The sequence below is a fragment of the Nonomuraea sp. NPDC004354 genome (assembly GCF_053602555.1).
Genome location: NZ_JBSGDV010000010.1, coordinates 125,101 through 141,614, shown reverse-complemented (window position 1 = coordinate 141,614; position 16,514 = coordinate 125,101). Strand labels below are relative to the sequence as shown.

At 72.2% G+C, this 16,514-nt stretch carries 18 protein-coding genes; 10 read left to right on the top strand and 8 right to left on the bottom strand.

Features of this window, described 5'->3' with window-relative positions; genetic code table 11:
• Positions 1-47 precede the first annotated feature (47 nt).
• The gene (pcp, locus tag ACWENQ_RS26390) at positions 48-665 is read right to left on the bottom strand and encodes a pyroglutamyl-peptidase I (RefSeq protein ID WP_452416658.1); all 618 of its coding nucleotides are present in this window, start codon (positions 663-665) and stop codon (positions 48-50) included.
• Positions 666-803: 138 nt separating this feature from the next.
• On the opposite strand from pcp, the gene ACWENQ_RS26385 reads away from it, so the two are divergent.
• Positions 804-1,073: a DUF6968 family protein gene (locus ACWENQ_RS26385; protein ID WP_449926132.1), complete on the top strand. Its 270-nt coding sequence runs from the start codon at positions 804-806 to the stop codon at positions 1,071-1,073.
• Here the strand turns inward: ACWENQ_RS26385 and ACWENQ_RS26380 are convergent.
• A complete protein-coding gene (locus ACWENQ_RS26380; RefSeq protein WP_452416657.1) occupies positions 1,066-1,410 on the bottom strand; it encodes a hypothetical protein in 345 nt (114 codons plus the stop codon). The two genes, ACWENQ_RS26385 and ACWENQ_RS26380, sit on opposite strands and share 8 nt — an antisense overlap.
• 24 nt (positions 1,411-1,434) lie before the next feature.
• On the opposite strand from ACWENQ_RS26380, the gene ACWENQ_RS26375 reads away from it, so the two are divergent.
• From ACWENQ_RS26375 to ACWENQ_RS26355, 5 genes are all read left to right on the top strand, one after another.
• A complete protein-coding gene (locus tag ACWENQ_RS26375) occupies positions 1,435-2,235 on the top strand; it encodes an alpha/beta hydrolase (RefSeq protein WP_354912378.1) in 801 nt (266 codons plus the stop codon).
• A 25-nt stretch (positions 2,236-2,260) separates the two neighbouring features.
• Positions 2,261-3,058, top strand: coding sequence for an HAD family hydrolase (locus tag ACWENQ_RS26370; protein ID WP_452416655.1), 798 nt, complete (start codon positions 2,261-2,263; stop codon positions 3,056-3,058).
• A gap of 301 nt (positions 3,059-3,359) precedes the next feature.
• The gene (locus ACWENQ_RS26365; RefSeq protein ID WP_452416653.1) at positions 3,360-3,737 is read left to right on the top strand and encodes a hypothetical protein; all 378 of its coding nucleotides are present in this window, start codon (positions 3,360-3,362) and stop codon (positions 3,735-3,737) included.
• A gap of 167 nt (positions 3,738-3,904) precedes the next feature.
• A complete protein-coding gene (locus ACWENQ_RS26360) occupies positions 3,905-5,026 on the top strand; it encodes an alpha/beta hydrolase (protein WP_452416652.1) in 1,122 nt (373 codons plus the stop codon).
• Positions 5,027-5,322: 296 nt separating this feature from the next.
• Positions 5,323-6,612 (top strand): FAD-dependent oxidoreductase, encoded by a 1,290-nt coding sequence (locus tag ACWENQ_RS26355; protein WP_449926145.1) that lies wholly within the window; start codon positions 5,323-5,325, stop codon positions 6,610-6,612.
• An 11-nt stretch (positions 6,613-6,623) separates the two neighbouring features.
• Here ACWENQ_RS26355 and ACWENQ_RS26350 read toward each other — a convergent pair whose 3' ends face one another.
• The 4 genes from ACWENQ_RS26350 to ACWENQ_RS26335 form a co-directional block, all read right to left on the bottom strand.
• Entirely contained in the window at positions 6,624-7,205 is a 582-nt protein-coding gene (locus ACWENQ_RS26350) for a hemerythrin domain-containing protein (RefSeq protein WP_354912363.1), read from the bottom strand.
• A gap of 80 nt (positions 7,206-7,285) precedes the next feature.
• Positions 7,286-7,621, bottom strand: coding sequence for a hypothetical protein (locus ACWENQ_RS26345; protein WP_452416651.1), 336 nt, complete (start codon positions 7,619-7,621; stop codon positions 7,286-7,288).
• Between the two features lie 118 nt (positions 7,622-7,739).
• Positions 7,740-9,173: a serine/threonine protein kinase gene (locus ACWENQ_RS26340; RefSeq protein ID WP_452416650.1), complete on the bottom strand. Its 1,434-nt coding sequence runs from the start codon at positions 9,171-9,173 to the stop codon at positions 7,740-7,742.
• Positions 9,174-9,226: 53 nt separating this feature from the next.
• On the bottom strand, positions 9,227-9,772 hold the full coding sequence (locus ACWENQ_RS26335) for a hypothetical protein (protein WP_452416649.1): 546 nt from the start codon (positions 9,770-9,772) through the stop codon (positions 9,227-9,229).
• 172 nt (positions 9,773-9,944) lie between these two features.
• Here ACWENQ_RS26335 and ACWENQ_RS26330 point away from each other — a divergent pair, with 172 nt between their 5' ends.
• Positions 9,945-10,880 (top strand): helix-turn-helix domain-containing protein, encoded by a 936-nt coding sequence (locus ACWENQ_RS26330; protein ID WP_452416648.1) that lies wholly within the window; start codon positions 9,945-9,947, stop codon positions 10,878-10,880.
• Between the two features lie 58 nt (positions 10,881-10,938).
• Here the strand turns inward: ACWENQ_RS26330 and ACWENQ_RS26325 are convergent, their stop codons facing one another.
• Positions 10,939-11,766 (bottom strand): response regulator transcription factor, encoded by an 828-nt coding sequence (locus tag ACWENQ_RS26325; protein WP_452416646.1) that lies wholly within the window; start codon positions 11,764-11,766, stop codon positions 10,939-10,941.
• Between the two features lie 84 nt (positions 11,767-11,850).
• Here ACWENQ_RS26325 and ACWENQ_RS26320 point away from each other — a divergent pair, with 84 nt between their 5' ends.
• From ACWENQ_RS26320 to ACWENQ_RS26310, 3 genes are all read left to right on the top strand, one after another.
• Positions 11,851-13,434, top strand: a complete 1,584-nt coding sequence (locus ACWENQ_RS26320) for an AMP-binding protein (RefSeq protein WP_449926164.1) — start codon at positions 11,851-11,853, stop codon at positions 13,432-13,434.
• A gap of 76 nt (positions 13,435-13,510) precedes the next feature.
• Positions 13,511-14,818 (top strand): ABC1 kinase family protein, encoded by a 1,308-nt coding sequence (locus ACWENQ_RS26315; RefSeq protein ID WP_452416644.1) that lies wholly within the window; start codon positions 13,511-13,513, stop codon positions 14,816-14,818.
• A gap of 32 nt (positions 14,819-14,850) precedes the next feature.
• A complete protein-coding gene (locus ACWENQ_RS26310; RefSeq protein WP_354912340.1) occupies positions 14,851-15,582 on the top strand; it encodes a sulfite exporter TauE/SafE family protein in 732 nt (243 codons plus the stop codon).
• Here ACWENQ_RS26310 and ACWENQ_RS26305 read toward each other — a convergent pair.
• Positions 15,579-16,454 (bottom strand): SGNH/GDSL hydrolase family protein, encoded by an 876-nt coding sequence (locus tag ACWENQ_RS26305; RefSeq protein WP_354912338.1) that lies wholly within the window; start codon positions 16,452-16,454, stop codon positions 15,579-15,581. The two genes, ACWENQ_RS26310 and ACWENQ_RS26305, sit on opposite strands and share 4 nt — an antisense overlap.
• Between the last annotated feature and the right edge of the window lie 60 nt (positions 16,455-16,514).

The following is a 16,514-nucleotide window of genomic DNA, read 5'->3' as shown; positions in this document are numbered from 1 at the left end:
GCGACGCGGTCGCCGAGGGCCTCGGCGACCGCGCGGCGCCCCCGGCGCTACTGGACGGCGCCTTCGGGCAGGTCGTCCTCGACGCCGTCGGACGCCTTGACCAGCACGCCCAGCGCCCGCGCCACCGTGGAGGTGTCCATGCTGGGCCCGTCGGCGCCGGTGACCTGGTGCGGCGCGTACGGCACGTGCACGAACCCGCCGCGCAGGCCGGGCCGCTCGGTCGCGATCAGGTGCGCGAGCTCGTAGGCCACCTGGTTGCACACGAACGTGCCCGCCGTGTAGGAGACGGCGGCCGGGATCCCCTCCGCCCTGACCGCCCGCACCATGGCCTTGACCGGCAGCCTGGACAGGTAGGCGTCGGGGCCGCCCGGCACCACCGGCACGCCGCTCGGCCGGGCGCCCGCGTTGTCGGGGATGCGTGCCTCGATGAGGTTGATCGCCACCTTCTCCATCGTGATCCCGGCCCGGCCGCCGGCCTGTCCCGTGCACAGGACCACGTCGGGGTCGTACCGTTCGATCGCCTCCCGCAGCGCCGCCGGCGCGTCGGCGAACACGCACGGCAGCTCGACCGCGGTCGCCCCTGGAACCAGCACGGCGGCGTCGTAGGAGGGGTTGGTCGTCTCCCCGCCGAACGGCTCGAACCCTGTCACCAGCACACGCGACATCTCATTCAGTCCTTCGATACGGCCCGTAGCGTCAAGGCAAGAGTCTCGACCATGAGGGCCGGCGCGTGGACAGGAGCATGGTCGTGAAGACCCGTGTGATCACTTTCGCGGTACGCGCGACTGGGTAGATCGCTTGGTATGTACGAGATCGCCCAGCGTGTCCTCACGCTGCTGACCGAGCCGCCCGGCGAGGTCACGGTGACGATCGGCCTGCCGTACGAGGAGCCGACGGGGGAGTGGTCCTGCCCCTACCGGATCGACGGCCTCGGCGGCTGGGAGCGGGAGCGGAAGGTCACGGGCGCCGACTCGATGCAGGCGCTGGAGATCGTGCTGACCGTGGTGCGCAGCGCCCTCGAGGAGTCGGCGGAGGCGCGGGAGGGCCTGCTGGTGTGGGACGAGTTCAGCTGAGCAGGCGGCGCCAGCGCGGCAGCTCGGTCACCACGGTCGCGGCGGCCAGCACCGTCACGACCACCGCCACCGGGCGCGCCCATGTCGCCCACGCCGCGGTCACGGCGGCGACCAGCTGCAGGATCACCAGCAGGATCGTCACGATCCCCGGAACCGCGACGATCACCTGGCGCTTGTCGCCGGGGGTGGCGAAGACCGTCGGCAGCCCGATGAGCGCGATGACCGACAGTACGGCCAGCGTCACGGAGTGCGATGCCAGTGCCCATGGCGTCGCGATCCAGGCGACCAACTCGGTGGTGAATCGCAGCACGGAGCTGATTCCGGCTTTTTCAGGCATCCGGAAACCCTACTATGTGCCGTTATGTCTGACATAAGACTGGTGGAGCTCAGGACGCGCGCCCCGCAGCGCCCTCCCGGGCCCGATATTGCCCGGGTCGTCGACCTGACCAGTCCGTCGGGGCTGCGCCTGCGCCGCTACCATCCGGCCGACCGGCCGCGGCCGCTGATGGTGTACCTGCACGGCGGCGGCTGGGTCTTCGGCGACCTGGAAACCCACGACAGGACCTGCCGGAGGATCGCCCGCGAGTGCGACGTCGAGGTGCTGGCCGTCGACTACCGGCTCGCCCCCGAGCACCCCTGCCCCGCCGCGCTCGACGACGCGGTCGAGGTGCTGCGCTGGACCAGGCCGGTGGCGGTCGCCGGCGACAGCTCGGGCGGCTACCTGGCCACGATGGCGTGCATGCGGCTGCGCGACGAGGGCTGCGCGATGCCGGCGCTGCAGGTGCTGCTGTGCCCGAACACCGACCTCACGCTCTCCTCGCCGAGCATCGTCTCCAAGGGCTCCGGCTACGGGCTGGACGCCGACACTCTGGCCTGGTTCGTCGCCCAGTGGGTGCCCGACCCCGCGCAGCGCCCCGGCGCCAGCCCCCTGCTGTCCCCCAACCTGTACGGCCTGCCGACCACGCTGCTGGTGACCGCGGAGAACGACGCCCTGCGCGACGAGGGCGACGCCTACGCCGCCAAGCTCGCCGAGGCCGGCGTGAAGGTCGTGCACCGGCAGGAGCCCGGCCTGGCGCACGGGTTCATCCAGGACTCGGGCGACGCGGTCGGGCCCGCCTGCGAGCGGGTCTTCTCCGACATCAAGGCCCTGATCCCGCGCTGAGGCGGGGTGCCGGATAATCCCCGGCATGAGCCTCCCCCGCCTGATCGCCACCGACCTCGACGGCACGCTCCTCGACCCCGCCGGTGCCGTCACCCCCCGCACCCGCCGCGCCCTCGAGGCGGCCAGGACGGCGGGCGCGGAGGTGGTCTTCGTCACCGCGAGACCGCCGCGCTCCATCGCCCGCATCGCCGCGGAGACCGGCGTCGACGGCACGGCGATCTGCAGCAACGGCGCGATCGTCTACGACGTCGCCGCGGGCCGCGCCCTCACCACCCGGACGCTCGACCGGGACGAGGCCCGCGCGGTCACGCGGTCCCTCGCCGAAGCGTTGCCGGGCCTCACCTTCGCGATCGAGACGGGCACCGGTGTGCTGTTCGAGCCCGGGTACGGCAAGCACGTCCCCCATGACGCCGCCTACCGCCGGGAGGTGGCGTCGGTGTGGGCCGACCCCGCGCCGGTCGTCAAGCTGCTGGCCTGGTCGCCGGCCCACCACGCGGACGAGATGTTCACCGCGGCGACCGCCGCCGTGGACGGCCGGGCCGAGGTCACCTATTCGGGCAGCGGCGGGCTGCTGGAGATCAGCGCGGCCGGGGTGACCAAGGCGGGCGCGCTGGCCGAGCTCTGCCGGGAGCGCGGCATCGACCCCGCCGGCGTGGTGGCCTTCGGCGACATGCCCAACGACCTGGCCGTACTCGCCTACGCGGGCACCGGCTACGCGATGGCCAACTCGCACCACACCGTGCTGGCCGCCGTCGAGCGCCACACGCTGTCGAACGCCGAGGACGGCGTGGCCGTGGTGCTGGAGCGCTACTTCAGCCCGTGAGCGCAGGGGCCTTCCGGCGGTGAGCGGCGTGGGCCTTCAGGCCGTGAACGGAGGGGCCTTCTGGCGGTGAACGGCGTGGCCCTTCTGGCCGTGAGCGCAGGGGCCTTCTGGCGGTGAACGGCGCGGGCCCGCAGGTCGCGGGACGAGGGCCGCGTGCCGTTGGGCGAGGGCCGCGTGCCGTTCGGCGAGGGCCGCGTGCCGTACGACGAGGGCGGGCCGGGCCGAGTACACCCGTCGGCGTAGTCGCGATGACGACGCGTGGCGGATGCCGTCGCCGGCCGTGGGCGTGACCCTTGCTCACATGGTCAGATTCCTCACCCCCTTCAAGATCCTCGCCCTGCTCAACGTCGCCGCCGTGCTCGCCCAGGCCGTCACGGCGGGGCAACTGCTCAGCGGCGGCGGCAGCGCGCTCCACGGCATGGGCGCCGGTGCCGTGCATACCGTGGGGCTGCTCCTGCTGATCGTCGGCGTCCTGGTGTGGCGTCCAGGACGCGGCCCGGGCCGGCCGGCGCTGGCCGGCCTGGCGATCCTGCTGCTGGGCTTCGTCCAGTCGGCCACGGGAGGCTCGGGCGTGACGTCGCTGCACGTGCCGCTCGGCATGACGATCATGGGTCTCAGCGTGTGGCTGGCCGTCTGGGCGTTCACACCCGCGCGTTCGGCACGCAGTGCTTCGTCCTGAGACCGGTGACGTCGCGCGGGCCGTTCTCGCCGAGTTGTGACAGCCGCCCGGTGTCCTCCTCCGCCCCTCCCTCGTGGTGGCCGGTCTTTGGCTCCTTATCCCGAAGAAAGGTCGATAAAAGTCCATATGGGCTTTGACTCCTGCGGGACGATCAGCATGCTTGCCTCATGACGGACGTACGGGTGATCGTCGGGCCGGGGCTGGCTGCCGACTGGGCGTTGCTGGGGGAGGTGGCCGAGCGGGAGTTCTCGGCGCTCGGAGTGAGCGGGGCGCTGCGGCACGCCCGTGACGCCGGTGAGGCGCGTGCCCTCCTTGCGGGTACGGCGGGCGGCCCCGTCGTGGCGATCCCCGGGCCCTCGCCGGAACTGCGCGAACTCATGGGGACGGCGGACGGCGTCGTCTGGTGCGACTTCAGCCGGGTGCGCCAGCTCGAGGGAACCGCGCACATCCAGGGCAGGGGGATCGACGGGCTGGTGTGGGCCATCAGGCACGCCGTCCACCGGCACCGGCACCGGCCGCGGCGCTTCACCTACGGCACGCACCCCGAGCAGTGGGGCGACCTGTACCTGCCCGCCAGGGCCACCGCCGACCTGCCCCTACCGGTCGTGGCCCTCGTGCACGGCGGCTACTGGCGCTCGGTGTGGGCGGCCGACCTGATGGACGCGCTCTGCGCCGACCTGGCGGCGCGCGGGCTCGCGGCGTGGAACCTGGAATACCGCCGCCCCGACCTGCACGGCTGGGAGGCCACGACCGCCGACGTCGCCGCCGGGCTCGACGCCCTGCCCACCGTGGCGGCCGCGCTGACCGGCACGCGGCTCGACCTGGACAGGGTCGCGGTCGTCGGCCACTCTGCGGGCGCCCAGCTCGCCCTGCGGGCGGCGGCCGACAACGCCAAGGTGGCGCTGGCGGTGTCGCTCGCGGGCGTGCTCGACCTGGTGGAAGGCGACCGGCGGCACCTCAGCTCCGGCGCGGTGGCGGCGGCGCTGGGCGGGCACGCGCGTTTCGACAGCGGCTCGCCGCAGGCGACGTACGCGGCGTCGAGCCCGCTGCTGCGGCTGCCGCTCGGGGTGCCGCAGCTCATCGTCCAGGGGTCGGGCGACGACCTCGACCTGATCGACTTCAGCCGCAGGTACGCCAGGGCGGCCGAGGCGGTCGGGGACGAGGTGACCTACATGGAGATGTCGGGCGACCACTTCGCGGTGATCTCGCCGCGCGCCCCCATCTGGCGCACCACCGCCCTCGCCATCGCCGAACGCCTGGCCAAGGCCACGCCGCCGAAGCCCGCCTGACCGGCCCGCCCGCTTCCCGCCCTCTCCCGGAGGTGCTCGCCTCTCCAGGAGAGGCGCTCGCCTTACCCGGAGGGGTGCCCGCCCTCTGGGAGGGGTGCCCGCCCTCCGGGAGGGGTGCCCCTCCTCCGGGAGGGGTGCCCGCCCTCCCGGAGGAGCGCACGCGGGGCCGGGCCCGGCTTCGGGGTTCCGCCGAGGGAAAGGCGTGCCGGCCGGAGTGCGTGGTGCCGTGTCGTGGAACCGGTCCTGGTGTTTCGCGCCGCCGCGCCGTACCAAGGAGGGGAGGGAAGGGAGCGACCGTGGAGGTCTCGATCGTCGGAGCCGGCCTGGTGGGCTGCTTGCTGGCTTGTTTTCTCGCCAGGAGAGGCCACGAGGTGACGCTGTACGAGCGTCGCCCCGACCCCAGGCTGACGGGCGCAGAGCGCGGCAGGTCGATCAACCTGGCGATCTCCGAGCGCGGCATCGACGCGCTGCGCAGGCTCGGCCTGGCGGAGGAGGCGCTGGCGGAGGCCATCCCGATGCCGGGCCGGATGATGCACGCCGTCGACGGCTCCCTCACCTTCCAGCCCTACAGCTCCGACCAGCGGCACGCGATCAACTCCATCAGCCGGGGCGCGCTCAACGGCAAGCTGCTCGACGCGGCGGAGGCGCACAAGGGCGTGCGGGTCAGGTTCGGGCACCGGCTGACCGGCATCGGGGACGGCACGCTGGAGTTCGAGGGCGGCATCGTCGAGAAGGGCCAGCAGGTCGTCATCGGCGCCGACGGCGCCTACAGCGCGGTCAGGGCCAGGCTTCAGCAGCTGCCGGGCACCGACTTCAGCCAGCAGTACCTCGACTACGGCTACAAGGAGCTGACGATTCCCCCCAAACTGGGGGAGTTCGCCTTCGACCCGGGGGCGTTGCACATCTGGCCGCGCGGCCGGTCGATGATGATCGCCCTGCCGAACCCCGACAAGTCCTTCACATGCACGCTGTTCTGGCCGCACGAGGCGCTGGCGGCGCTCGACACGCCGGAGAAGGTACGCGCCTTCTTCGGCAAGGAGTATCCCGACGCCGCCGAGGTGATGCCGCACCTGGCCTCCGACTACGCCCGCAACCCGGTCGGGCACCTGGTCACGATGCGCTGCGACCCCTGGCACGGGACTGTCAACGGCACCCTGGTCGGGCTGATCGGCGACGCGGCCCACGCCATCGTCCCCTTCTACGGCCAGGGCGCCAACTGCGGCTTCCAGGACTGCGTCGAGCTCGACCGGTGCCTCGACGAGACGGGCGACGACTTCGCCAGGGCGCTGGAGCTGTTCCAGCGCCGCAAGGCCGACACCGACGTCATCGCCCGCCTCGCGCTGGACAACTTCGTCGAGATGCGCGACAAGGTCGGCTCCCGGGTCTTCCTCGCCCAGAAGCGTGTCGAGCACGCCCTGGAGCGGGCGCTGCCGGGCCGCTACGTGTCCCGCTACGAGCTGGTCTCCTTCTCGACCACCCCGTACGCCGAGGTGGAGCGGCGCGTGGCCCGCCAGCGCCGGTGGGCCGCGGCCGGGGCGGCCGGGCTGCTGATCGCCGGGGCCGTCGCGTGGAGAAGGTCCCGCTAGGCCGGGACCGGTCAGGCCTGCTTGCCCATCGCCTTCCTGATGGCGTCGACCGTCCTGTCCTTGACCGCCGCCAGCGGACCCATCAGCAGGTTCTCGGTGGCCGTCTCGACGCCGGGGTGCGGGTGCGTGGGCGCCAGCGCCTCGGCCGCCTTCACTCCCACGGCCATCGTCCTGCGCTCGGCCTCGCTGGTCTCGGCGCGCAGCTGGGGGAACTCCTCGCGTTCCTCGGCCGCGGCGTGTTCCAGCACCGACGCGCGCAGCGTGGCGAGGTTGGCCGTGAACTGCGGGTCGTCGACGCCCGCCTTCTCCATCTCGGCGAGCATGTCCTTGGCCGCGTTCTCCTCGGCCAGCCGCTCGTCCACGACCGCCTCCCCGCCCGGGAGCTTGCGCCGGGCGTAGGGGTGGACGATCTGCTCCTCGGCCGTCTCGTGGACGGCGAGCAGCCGTACCAGTCGCTGGAACGGCTCGCCGCGGGCGTCGGGCGGCGCGCCCTCCACCTCCGCGAACAGCTCCTTGATCAGGTCGTGCTGGTGGAGCAACAGGTCGACGACGTCGTTCTCGTTCATCCGCTCGGGTACCGTCTGATCCGCCATGGGAGCCTCCTTCCTGGTCACCCCTGCGCCTACCCTCAGGGGAGCGGGAACACCTCCGTCGGCTGGTGGGCGTGGATGTCCTAGTCGACGCGGGAGAGGACGAGCGGATCCTCCTCACCGGAGACGGCGGTGAGCGTCTCCTCGTCATCGGACAGGGTGAGGGTCCCGCTGCTCTTGCTGAAGCCGCAGTCCAGGAAGAACTTGTAGCCGTCGTCGGCGGGTTTGACGGTGCCCTCGCAGGCGCCACCGTCCGCGCTGGTGGTGATCGCGCCGTCCTCGGTGATCTCGACCGTCACCTGAGAGTCGTCGGTTTCCCCCTCCCATGCGCCCTCCAGCGCGCCCAGCCCGCTTCCGCAGGCGGTGAGCAGGAGTGCGGCGCAGAGCAGGCCGGCCATCGCGCTCAGTTTGGAGAACATGTATCTGACTCCTTCGTTCGAAGATTGCTGATGTCTTGCGCCCGGTGACGAGATCGGGGCTGGTGACCGGAATCCGCGCGGGTAGTGGTGGCGGCCGGCCGTATCGGCGACCGGCCCGTCAGGGGCCGGCCGGCGGGGTGGTCTTGGGGTGCACCACGATGGGCGCGCTGGACTTGACGACGCCCGAGCCCTTGATGGCATGGCCGTCGTGCGCCTTCCAGATGTCGAGCTGGTAGGTGCCCGGCGGGACGTCGGTCCACTTGTGGTACTGCCAGGCGTTGCAGGCGAACTGCACGGCCTCGCGGCTGGGCCGGACGGCCACCCAGTAGACGGTCGTCCCCTGGGGACAGCTCTCGTACGACCAGAACTCGACATCCCCGTCGGCCGTCTGCGTCCACCACGGAGAGAAGATCCGGAACGCCATCCGGTCGATCCGGACCGGGAACCCATACCCCTTGACCACCTGCGGCGCCCCGGACACCGGCACGGCCGCCGGGCCCGTCCCACGGGGTGAAGAGGTGCCGGCCGGAGCCGCGGGCCCGTTCCCGCCGGCGTCCCCCGGGGAGAACGCCGGCGGGTACACCAGGAGCAGCGCGGAGATCACGACGGCGACGGGGATCACGGAGAGGGGTGTCTTCCACCACGGACGGGCGGTGCCGGGCGGGCGGGTGACCGAGGCCCGGACGGCCGGGTCCGGGGGAGCGGCAGTGCCTTGTGGCGCTCCGAGGCCGTCCAGGACAGGACCGCGCGAGAGGCGGACGTCGGCGGTCGACAGGCCGGGGTTGTCGTGGAGGAGCCGGGACAGCAGGGCGGCGGCCGTGGGACGGGCGGCGGGGTCCTTGGCGAGGCAGTCGCGAAGCAGGGGGAGCAGCCCGGAGGGGACGCCGGTCAGGTCGGGTTCGGTGGTCAGGACGGCGTGCATGAGCGCCGGCACGGTGTCACCGGAGAACGCCTGCCGTCCCGTGCTCGCGAAGATCATGGTGAGGGCCCAGCTGAACAGGTCGGTGGCCGGGGTCGGCTCGCGCTGCTCGAACTGCTCGGGGGACATATACGCCGGAGTGCCCATGGCGTTGCGGGTGAGCAGGTGGCCGGTGGCGCTGGCGATCCCGAAGTCGATCACGACGGGGCCCTCGGGGCCCATGATGACGTTGGACGGCTTGAGGTCGCGATGGACGACCCCGGCGCGGTGGATGGCCACGAGAGCCGCCAGGGTCGCGACGGCCAGGCGGTCGAGGCCGCTGCCGGTGCGCGGGCCGTCCGTCCTGACCAGCGAGTGCAGGGAGGGGCCGGGGACGTACTCGCTGACGAGGTAGGGCCGGCCGCCGTCCACCCCGGTGTGCAGCACCCTGGCCGTGCAGAACGGCGCCACCCGGCGCGCGGCGGCGGCTTCGCGTTCGAAGCGCCGCAGCGCGTCGGGGTCCCCGGCCATCGAGTCGAGCAGCACCTTGATGGCCACCCGCCCGCCGTCCGCTCCCACGCCCAGGTGGACGACGGCCTGGCCGCCCGAGCCGAGCGTGCCGGCCACCACGTACTCGCCGTACTTCTCCGTCACTGTCCTTGTCCTTACGTGGCCGCGCGGCGGGGGGTGGGGGGCTGGGCTCGGCCTCAGCAGTAGATCGCGCTGTTCGCGTTCCCGGCGAACTGCCTGCGGCTCGAGTCGGTGAACACCACGCGCCCCCAGGCCCGGATGCACTGGCTGCCGGCGATGAGGGTGGCGCCGTCGGTCCGGACGAAGCCCCGCTTCACGTGGCTCTCGGCGTTGGCCCGGTAGTGGTAGCCGCCGGTGTCGAGGTGGTCCTGGTAGTCACGGCACTCGGCGACGGAGCGCCCGCACACCCAGATCGAGACCGACATGAACTTGGCGTAGTCCTCGGCCGCGAGGCTGGTGTTGGTGAAGGCGCACACGCGGCTGCCGTTGCGGTGGACGTGCAGGAACGCGCCCTTCATCCGCGCGCTCCCGTTCGTGGCGGTGATCTCGGTGCGGCCGATGCGCTCACCGGCGCAGGGCAGACCCTGCGTGGCGGCCTGGGTCGTGCCCTGGGTCGTGGCCTGGGTCGTGGCCTGGGCGGTGGGGGCGTGGACGACAGACCCGGTCAGAGCGAGCCCGGAGGTCAGAGCCACCGTCGCGGCAAGGCGTGCAGAAGCAGACATCGTGGACATGAGGGTCCTTCCTGAGGGGGAGCGGATGAGATGATGGCGATCATGGATGGTGATCGTCCCGGACCGATGCTGCCCTAGGCGGTAGGCCTTCGACACCCCCTGCAAGCTGCGGAAACAAAGCAGCAACAACCGCAACAACTGCACAGCGACAGCGGAGGAGAGCATGGCGCGAGGTGGACGCAAGGATCACCCGATCGATCGGGAAGAGGGTCCGGTCGCGGAGTTCGTCGACGATCTGCGGCGGTTACGTGGCACGCTGACTCTGGAGGAGTTGGGGCGCCGGATGCGGTACCACCCCAGCACGCTCTCGCGGCGGCTCACGCCGAAGGAGTTGCCCCCGCAGGAGTTCGTGGACGCCTACGTGCGGGCCTGCGGGCACGACCCGCAGCCGTGGCTCGAACGCCGGCGGGAACTCGGCGAACAGCCCGCCGAGACCCAGCCGGACAACCCCGCCGATATCCAGCCGGACAATCCCGCCGATATCCAGCCGGACAATCCCGCCGCGACTCAGCCGGACGACTCCGCCGTGGCGCCGCCGGACGCGCCCGCCGTGGCGCCGCCGGACGCGCCCGCCGTGGCGTCGCCGCCGCCGGTCGCCCCCTGGTGGAGGCGGCCCCGTTACCTGGCTCCCGCCGCTGCCGTGATCGCCGCTCTGTTGCTCGGCTACTCGCTGTTGACGCCGTCGGAGAGCGGGACCGGCCCGGCGGCCGCGCTGCTGGCCGTGCCGGTGTCCGGGGCGCCGCAGGTGGTCAAGGGGTACGGGTTCCCGACCCGGATCGACCGGATGGCGTTCCGGATCTTCTCTCCGTGGTGGACGCAGACCGCCAAGGGGGATGTCGAGTTCTGGTCGTACGAGAGCTGCCCCCAGGGGACCACCGTCTACTGGGTGGCCGTACGGCCCAGCCGCGAGGCCGTGCAGTTCGCCTGCAACACCTGGCAGTACCACAAGTGGACCGACGTCCCGCCGGGCACCTACCAACTCGAGACCTGGAAGCTGCACGACGGCCAGGCGATCAAGGGCTCGGGCGTCGTCAGGTCCAGCGTGCCCATCGTGGTGCACCCCAAGGAGACGCCGAGCCCCACCCCCAGCACGACGTGACGGGACCGGCCGCCGCCGTCCGGCGATGGCCGCCGACCCCCCTCGGATGTGACCGGGCCTACGGCATCAGCCCCAGCCGCCGGGCGGCCACCACCGTCTCGTGCCGGTTGTGCGTGCCGAGCTTGCGCATCGCCCCGCGCAGGTAGCTCTTGACGGTCTCCGGCAGCAACCCCAGGCGCCTGGCGATCTCGGCGTTGCCGCAGCCGAGCCCGACCCAGGCCAGCACGTCGAGCTCGCGCGGCGACAGCCGTACCGGGGGCGCGGGGTCGCGCCGGACCTCACCGGACAGCCGCGCGCAGACCGTCAGCAGCCGCTCGCGCAGCTCGGGCGCGTCGACCTCCTGCGCGATGGCACGCAGTTCGGCGTTGGCCTCGCGCAGATCCTCCTGTCCGGGTGCGCGGCCCGGCGTCGCGCCCGCGCGTTCGGCCAGCGCGAGCCGCCGGGACACCTCGTCGCGGACGGCCAGCTCGGTGGCCAGCTCGCCGCTCACCCGCATGGCGGCCAGCAGCACCCGGTCGCCGAAGGCCAGCGGCTCCCTGATCGCGCCGTAGATCACCGCCCGCACCACGGAGTCGACGACGACCGGCACGGCCAGCACCGAGCGCAGCGACTCGGCGAGCACGGGGCGGTCGTACTCGTGGGTGATGTCGGTGGCCGTGGCGTAGTCGCCCACCGCCGCGGGCCGCGCCAGCGCGAGCACCTTGCCGCCGAGGCCTGCCCCCGCGGTCACGGCGATCCCGTGCAGCGCGTTCGTGCGGGTGCCGCGCAGCTGCGACATCCTGATGTGGCGCCGCTCGCCGACCATCCCGCCGAAGGCCACGTGCACGCCCGCCGTGCGCTGCAGCCTGCTGAGCGCCTGCTGGAGCGCGTCCACCTGCTCGAGCATGCCCTGATCCAACCACTGGCGGCCGGGCGGCACCACCCCTGTTCGGGGGTGGTACGGCGCGCGGCCCGGTCGCAGACTGTGAGCATGCAGTCCTACTCCAGCATCGCCGCGCACGCGCCGCTGCTCGGCGAGACGATCGGGCAGAACCTCGAGCGCACGGTCAGCCGCTTCGGCGGCAGGGAGGCCCTCGTGGAGGTGCCCACGGGCCGGCGGTGGACCTACGCCGAACTCAACGCCGAGGTGGACGGCCTGGCCAGGTCCCTGCTCGCCCGGGGGATCGGCAAGGGCGACCGGGTCGGCATCTGGGCGCCCAACTGCGCCGAATGGGTCTTCGTCCAGTACGCCACGGCGAAGATCGGCGCCATCCTCGTCAACGTCAACCCCGCCTACCGCGGCCACGAGCTGGAGTACGTGGTCCGGCAGTCGGGCATGCGGCTGCTGATCAGCGCCGTGTCGCACAAGGGCAGCGACTACCGGAAGATGATCGAGGAGATCGGTTTCGCCGACGTCGTCTATCTCGGCGAGGACAGCTGGGAGCGGCTGCTGGCCGCGCGGGTGCCCGCCGAGCGGCTGGCGGCGATCGAGCTGTCGCCCGACGAGCCCATCAACATCCAGTACACCTCCGGCACGACGGGCTTCCCCAAGGGCGCGACGCTGTCGCACCACAACATCCTCAACAACGGCTACTTCGTCGGCGAGCTGATCCACTACACCGAGCGCGACAGGGTCTGCCTTCCGGTGCCCTTCTACCACTGCTTCGGCATGGTGATGGGCAACCTCGGCGCCGTCTCCCACGGCGCGTGCGTGGTCATCCCAGCCGCCGGCTTCGACCCCGAGGCCACGCTGCGCGCGGTCGAGCAGGAGCGCTGCACCAGCCTGTACGGCGTGCCGACGATGTTCATCGCCGAGCTGGCCCTGGCCGGCGGGTTCGACCTGTCCAGCCTGCGTACCGGGATCATGGCGGGCTCGCCCTGCCCGGTCGAGGTGATGAAGCGGGTCGTCATCGAGATGCACATGACCGAGGTCGCCATCTGCTACGGCATGACCGAGACCTCCCCGGTCTCCACCATGACCAGGACCGACGACACCCTGGAGCGCCGCACCGAGACGGTCGGCCGGGTGATGCCGCACGTCGAGGTCAAGATCGTGCACCCGGAGACCGGGCTGACGGTGCCGAGGGGCGAGCCGGGCGAGCTGTGCACCCGCGGCTACTCGGTGATGCTCGGCTACTGGGACGAGCCCGGCAAGACGGCCGAGGCCATCGACGCCGCCCGGTGGATGCACACCGGCGACCTGGCGGTCATGGACGCCGACGGCTACGTCAGCGTGGTCGGCCGCATCAAGGACATGGTGATCAGGGGCGGGGAGAACGTCTACCCGCGCGAGATCGAGGAGTACCTCCACCGCCACCCCGACATCGCCGACGTCCAGGTCATCGGCGTCCCCGACGAGAAGTACGGCGAGGAGCTGATGGCCTGGGTCGTCATGCGCGAGGGCGCGCCGCCGCTGACGGCCGAGGCGGTCAGGGAGTTCTGCGCGGGGGAGATCGCCCACTACAAGATCCCGCGCTACGTCCACGTGGTCGAGGGCTTCCCGATGACGGTCACCGGCAAGATCAGGAAGGTGGAGATGCGCGAGCGCGCGATCGACGTGCTCGGTCTGCGGTGAACGGAACCCGGCGCCCTGGGGAGGGTGTGGTCACCATCACGTTGCCTTATTAGAAAACTGTCCAAAAAATGAGGGCATGGCCCACCTTCCCCGTCTGGCGGTGACGCGCACCGCCAAGCTCGCCACGCTTCCCCTCGGCTACGCCGGCCGTACCGCGCTGGGGCTCGGCAAGCGCGCGTTCGGCAGACCCGCCGAGCTGATCGCGGCCGAGGTGCAGGCGCGCACCGCCGAGCAGATCTTCACGGTGCTGGGCGAGCTCAAGGGCGGCGCCATGAAGCTGGGCCAGCTGCTGTCGGTGCTGGAGTCGGCGCTGCCGCCCGCGATCGTCGAGCCGTACCGGGGGGCGCTGACCCGGCTGCAGGACTCGGCGCCGGCCATGCCCTCCGCCACGGTGCACCGGGTGCTGGCGCAGGACTTCGGGGACGGCTGGCGCGAGCACTTCGCCGCCTTCGACGACACCCCCGCCGCCTCGGCCTCCATCGGACAGGTGCACCGGGCGGTGTGGGCCGACGGCAGGCCGGTCGCGGTCAAGGTGCAGTACCCGGGCGCGGCCAGGGCGCTGCGCACCGATCTGCGCCAGGTCGGCAGGGTCGCCAAGCTGTTCGGCGTGCTGCTGCCCGGCCTCGATGTGAAGGCGTTCGTCCAGGAGCTGCAGGAGCGGGTCGAGGAGGAGCTCGACTACGGCCTCGAGGCCGAGGCGTGGCACGCCTTCGCCGAGGCGTACGAGGGCGATCCCGACTTCGCGATCCCGCCTGTCGTGGCCGCCTCCGAGCATGTGATCGTCACCGAGTGGCTGGACGGCGTGCCGCTGTCCAGGGTGATCGAGGAGGGCACCCAGGAGGAGCGTGACAGGGCCGCGCTGCAGCTGGTGCGCTTCTCCTTCTCCGCGCCCACCCGCTGCGGCCTGCTGCACGGCGACCCGCATCCGGGCAACTTCAAGATCACCCAGGACGGGCGGCTGGGCGTGCTCGACTTCGGCGCCGTCAAGCGGCTGCCCGGCGGGCACCCGGCCGCGATCGGGCCGCTGCTGCGCCACGGAGCCGCCGGCGACATCGAGGGCGTGGCCGAGGTGTTCCGGCGGGAAGGCGTGATCCGTGAGGGCGTGGAGGTCGATCTTGCCGCCCTTGCCTCGTTCGTCGGGCCGTACGCCGAGCCGATCGCCGTGCCGGAGTTCGCCTTCACCCGCGACTGGATGCGCGAGCGCGGCCTGTACATGTTCAGCGACGGGTCGAGCATCTTCCGCATGCTCAACGTGCCGCCCGACTACGTCGTGAGCTTCCGCGTGCTCACGGCGGGCTACGGCATCCTGTCGCAGCTGGCGGCGAAGGCGCCCTTCCGGGCCGAGGCCGAGCGCTGGATTCCCGGGTTCGCCGACCAGGATTAACTGACATTTCGGGCAGGCCGTAGCATGTCGTGGTGCTCGAAGTGCTCGGCCTGCTCGCGGTCGGTGTCGTGGCCGGAGTGGTCAGCACCGTGGTCAGCCTGGCCTCGATCGTCTCCTACCCGGCGCTGCTGGCCTTCGGACTGCAACCGCTGGCCGCCAACGTCACCAACACCGTCGCCCTGGTCTTCACCGCCGTCGGGGCGGCGGCGGGTTCCCGGCCCGAGCTCCACGGGCAGGGCTCCCTCGTGCTGCGGCTGGGCTGGATCACCGCGCTGGGCGGCGCCACCGGCGCGGCGCTGTTGCTGCTCACGCCCTCGCGGACGTTCGAGATGATCGCGCCCTTCCTCATCGCGCTCGCCTCCGTGCTGCTGGTCCGCCCGCCGGGGACGCGGCCGGACGGCGACCACGGCCTGCTCACCCGGGTCGCGCTGTTCGCGGTCGCCGGATACATCGGCTACTTCGGGGCCGCGGGCGGGATCCTCATGTTCGCCGTGCTCACCGCCATCATGGATCAGGCGCCCGCCAGGGTGAACGCGGTCAAGAACGTCGTCTCGGGGCTGGCCAACTGCGTGGCCGCCGTCGGGTTCGCGCTGTTCGGCCCGGTGGAGTGGTGGGCGGTGGCGCCGCTGGCCGCCGGGTTCCTCGTCGGCGGCTGGCTCGGCCCCGCCATCGCCCGCCGCCTGCCCGGCAGGTCGCTGCGCTACCTGGCGGCGGCCTGCGGGCTGGCGGTGGCCGTCAAGCTGGGGATCGACGCGTTCGCCTAGCGTGCGGGCTGCAGCGTGTCGAGCACCCTGAGGGCCTGGTGGTCGGCGCCGCGCCGGTTCGGGTGCAGGGGGATGGCCGGTCCGAGCGGGTCGGTCGACAGCGGCAGGTAGCCCTCGACCCACTTGACGCCGGGACGCCGGCACACGTCGTGCCCGACGCTGGTGCTGTAGGTGTCGACGAACTCGATCCCCTTGGCGGCCGCCACCCGCGCCAGCATGGCGTTCAGCTCCTCCAACTTGTCGCCCAGCCATTCGAGGTCGTCGTCGGCGGCCTGGACGTAGGGGTAGCAGCCGCCCTCCTGCGGCAGCCCCGCCAGGTAGTCGACGAGCAGGATCCGGGCGCGTGGCGAACGCTGCCTGATCCCGTCGACGACCGCCGCCACCTTGGGCTCGGCCGCGACGATGGCCCGCGACATACGGTCGACGCCGCCCCGCACCCACGCCGGCTTGCACGGCCGGCCGAACGGGGCGGGCAGCAGGTTGAGGCACCCGGCCGCCGCCGTGGCCAGCTTGGCGTCGTTGCCGCCGATGCCCAGCGTCACCAGGTCAGTCGTCGGAGTCAGCCGGTCGAACTGCGGCGGGTTCACCCCGTCGAACAGGTGCCTGACGTGGTTGACGTCCTGCTCGGCCGTCATGTGGCGGGTCGTCGCGCCGCCGCAGGTCGCGTCGCGGAAGACCGGGACCCCCAGCGCCGCGGCGACCTGCTTGGGATAGTTGTAGGTGCTCTGCGCGCAGCCGCGGGGCGCGTGCGCACCCGTGACGTGCAGGACGGAGACGTCGGCGCTCCACGAGTCGCCGAGCGCGACGTACTCCTGGTAGGCCTGGACGGGCGCGGTCAGCAGCCCGGCGAAGAGGATCAAGGAAGCCAGCACGCCGACATTGTGGAGAGCGTCACGCGGCGTGCGCAGCCGATTTCACCAAGTCATGGGAGC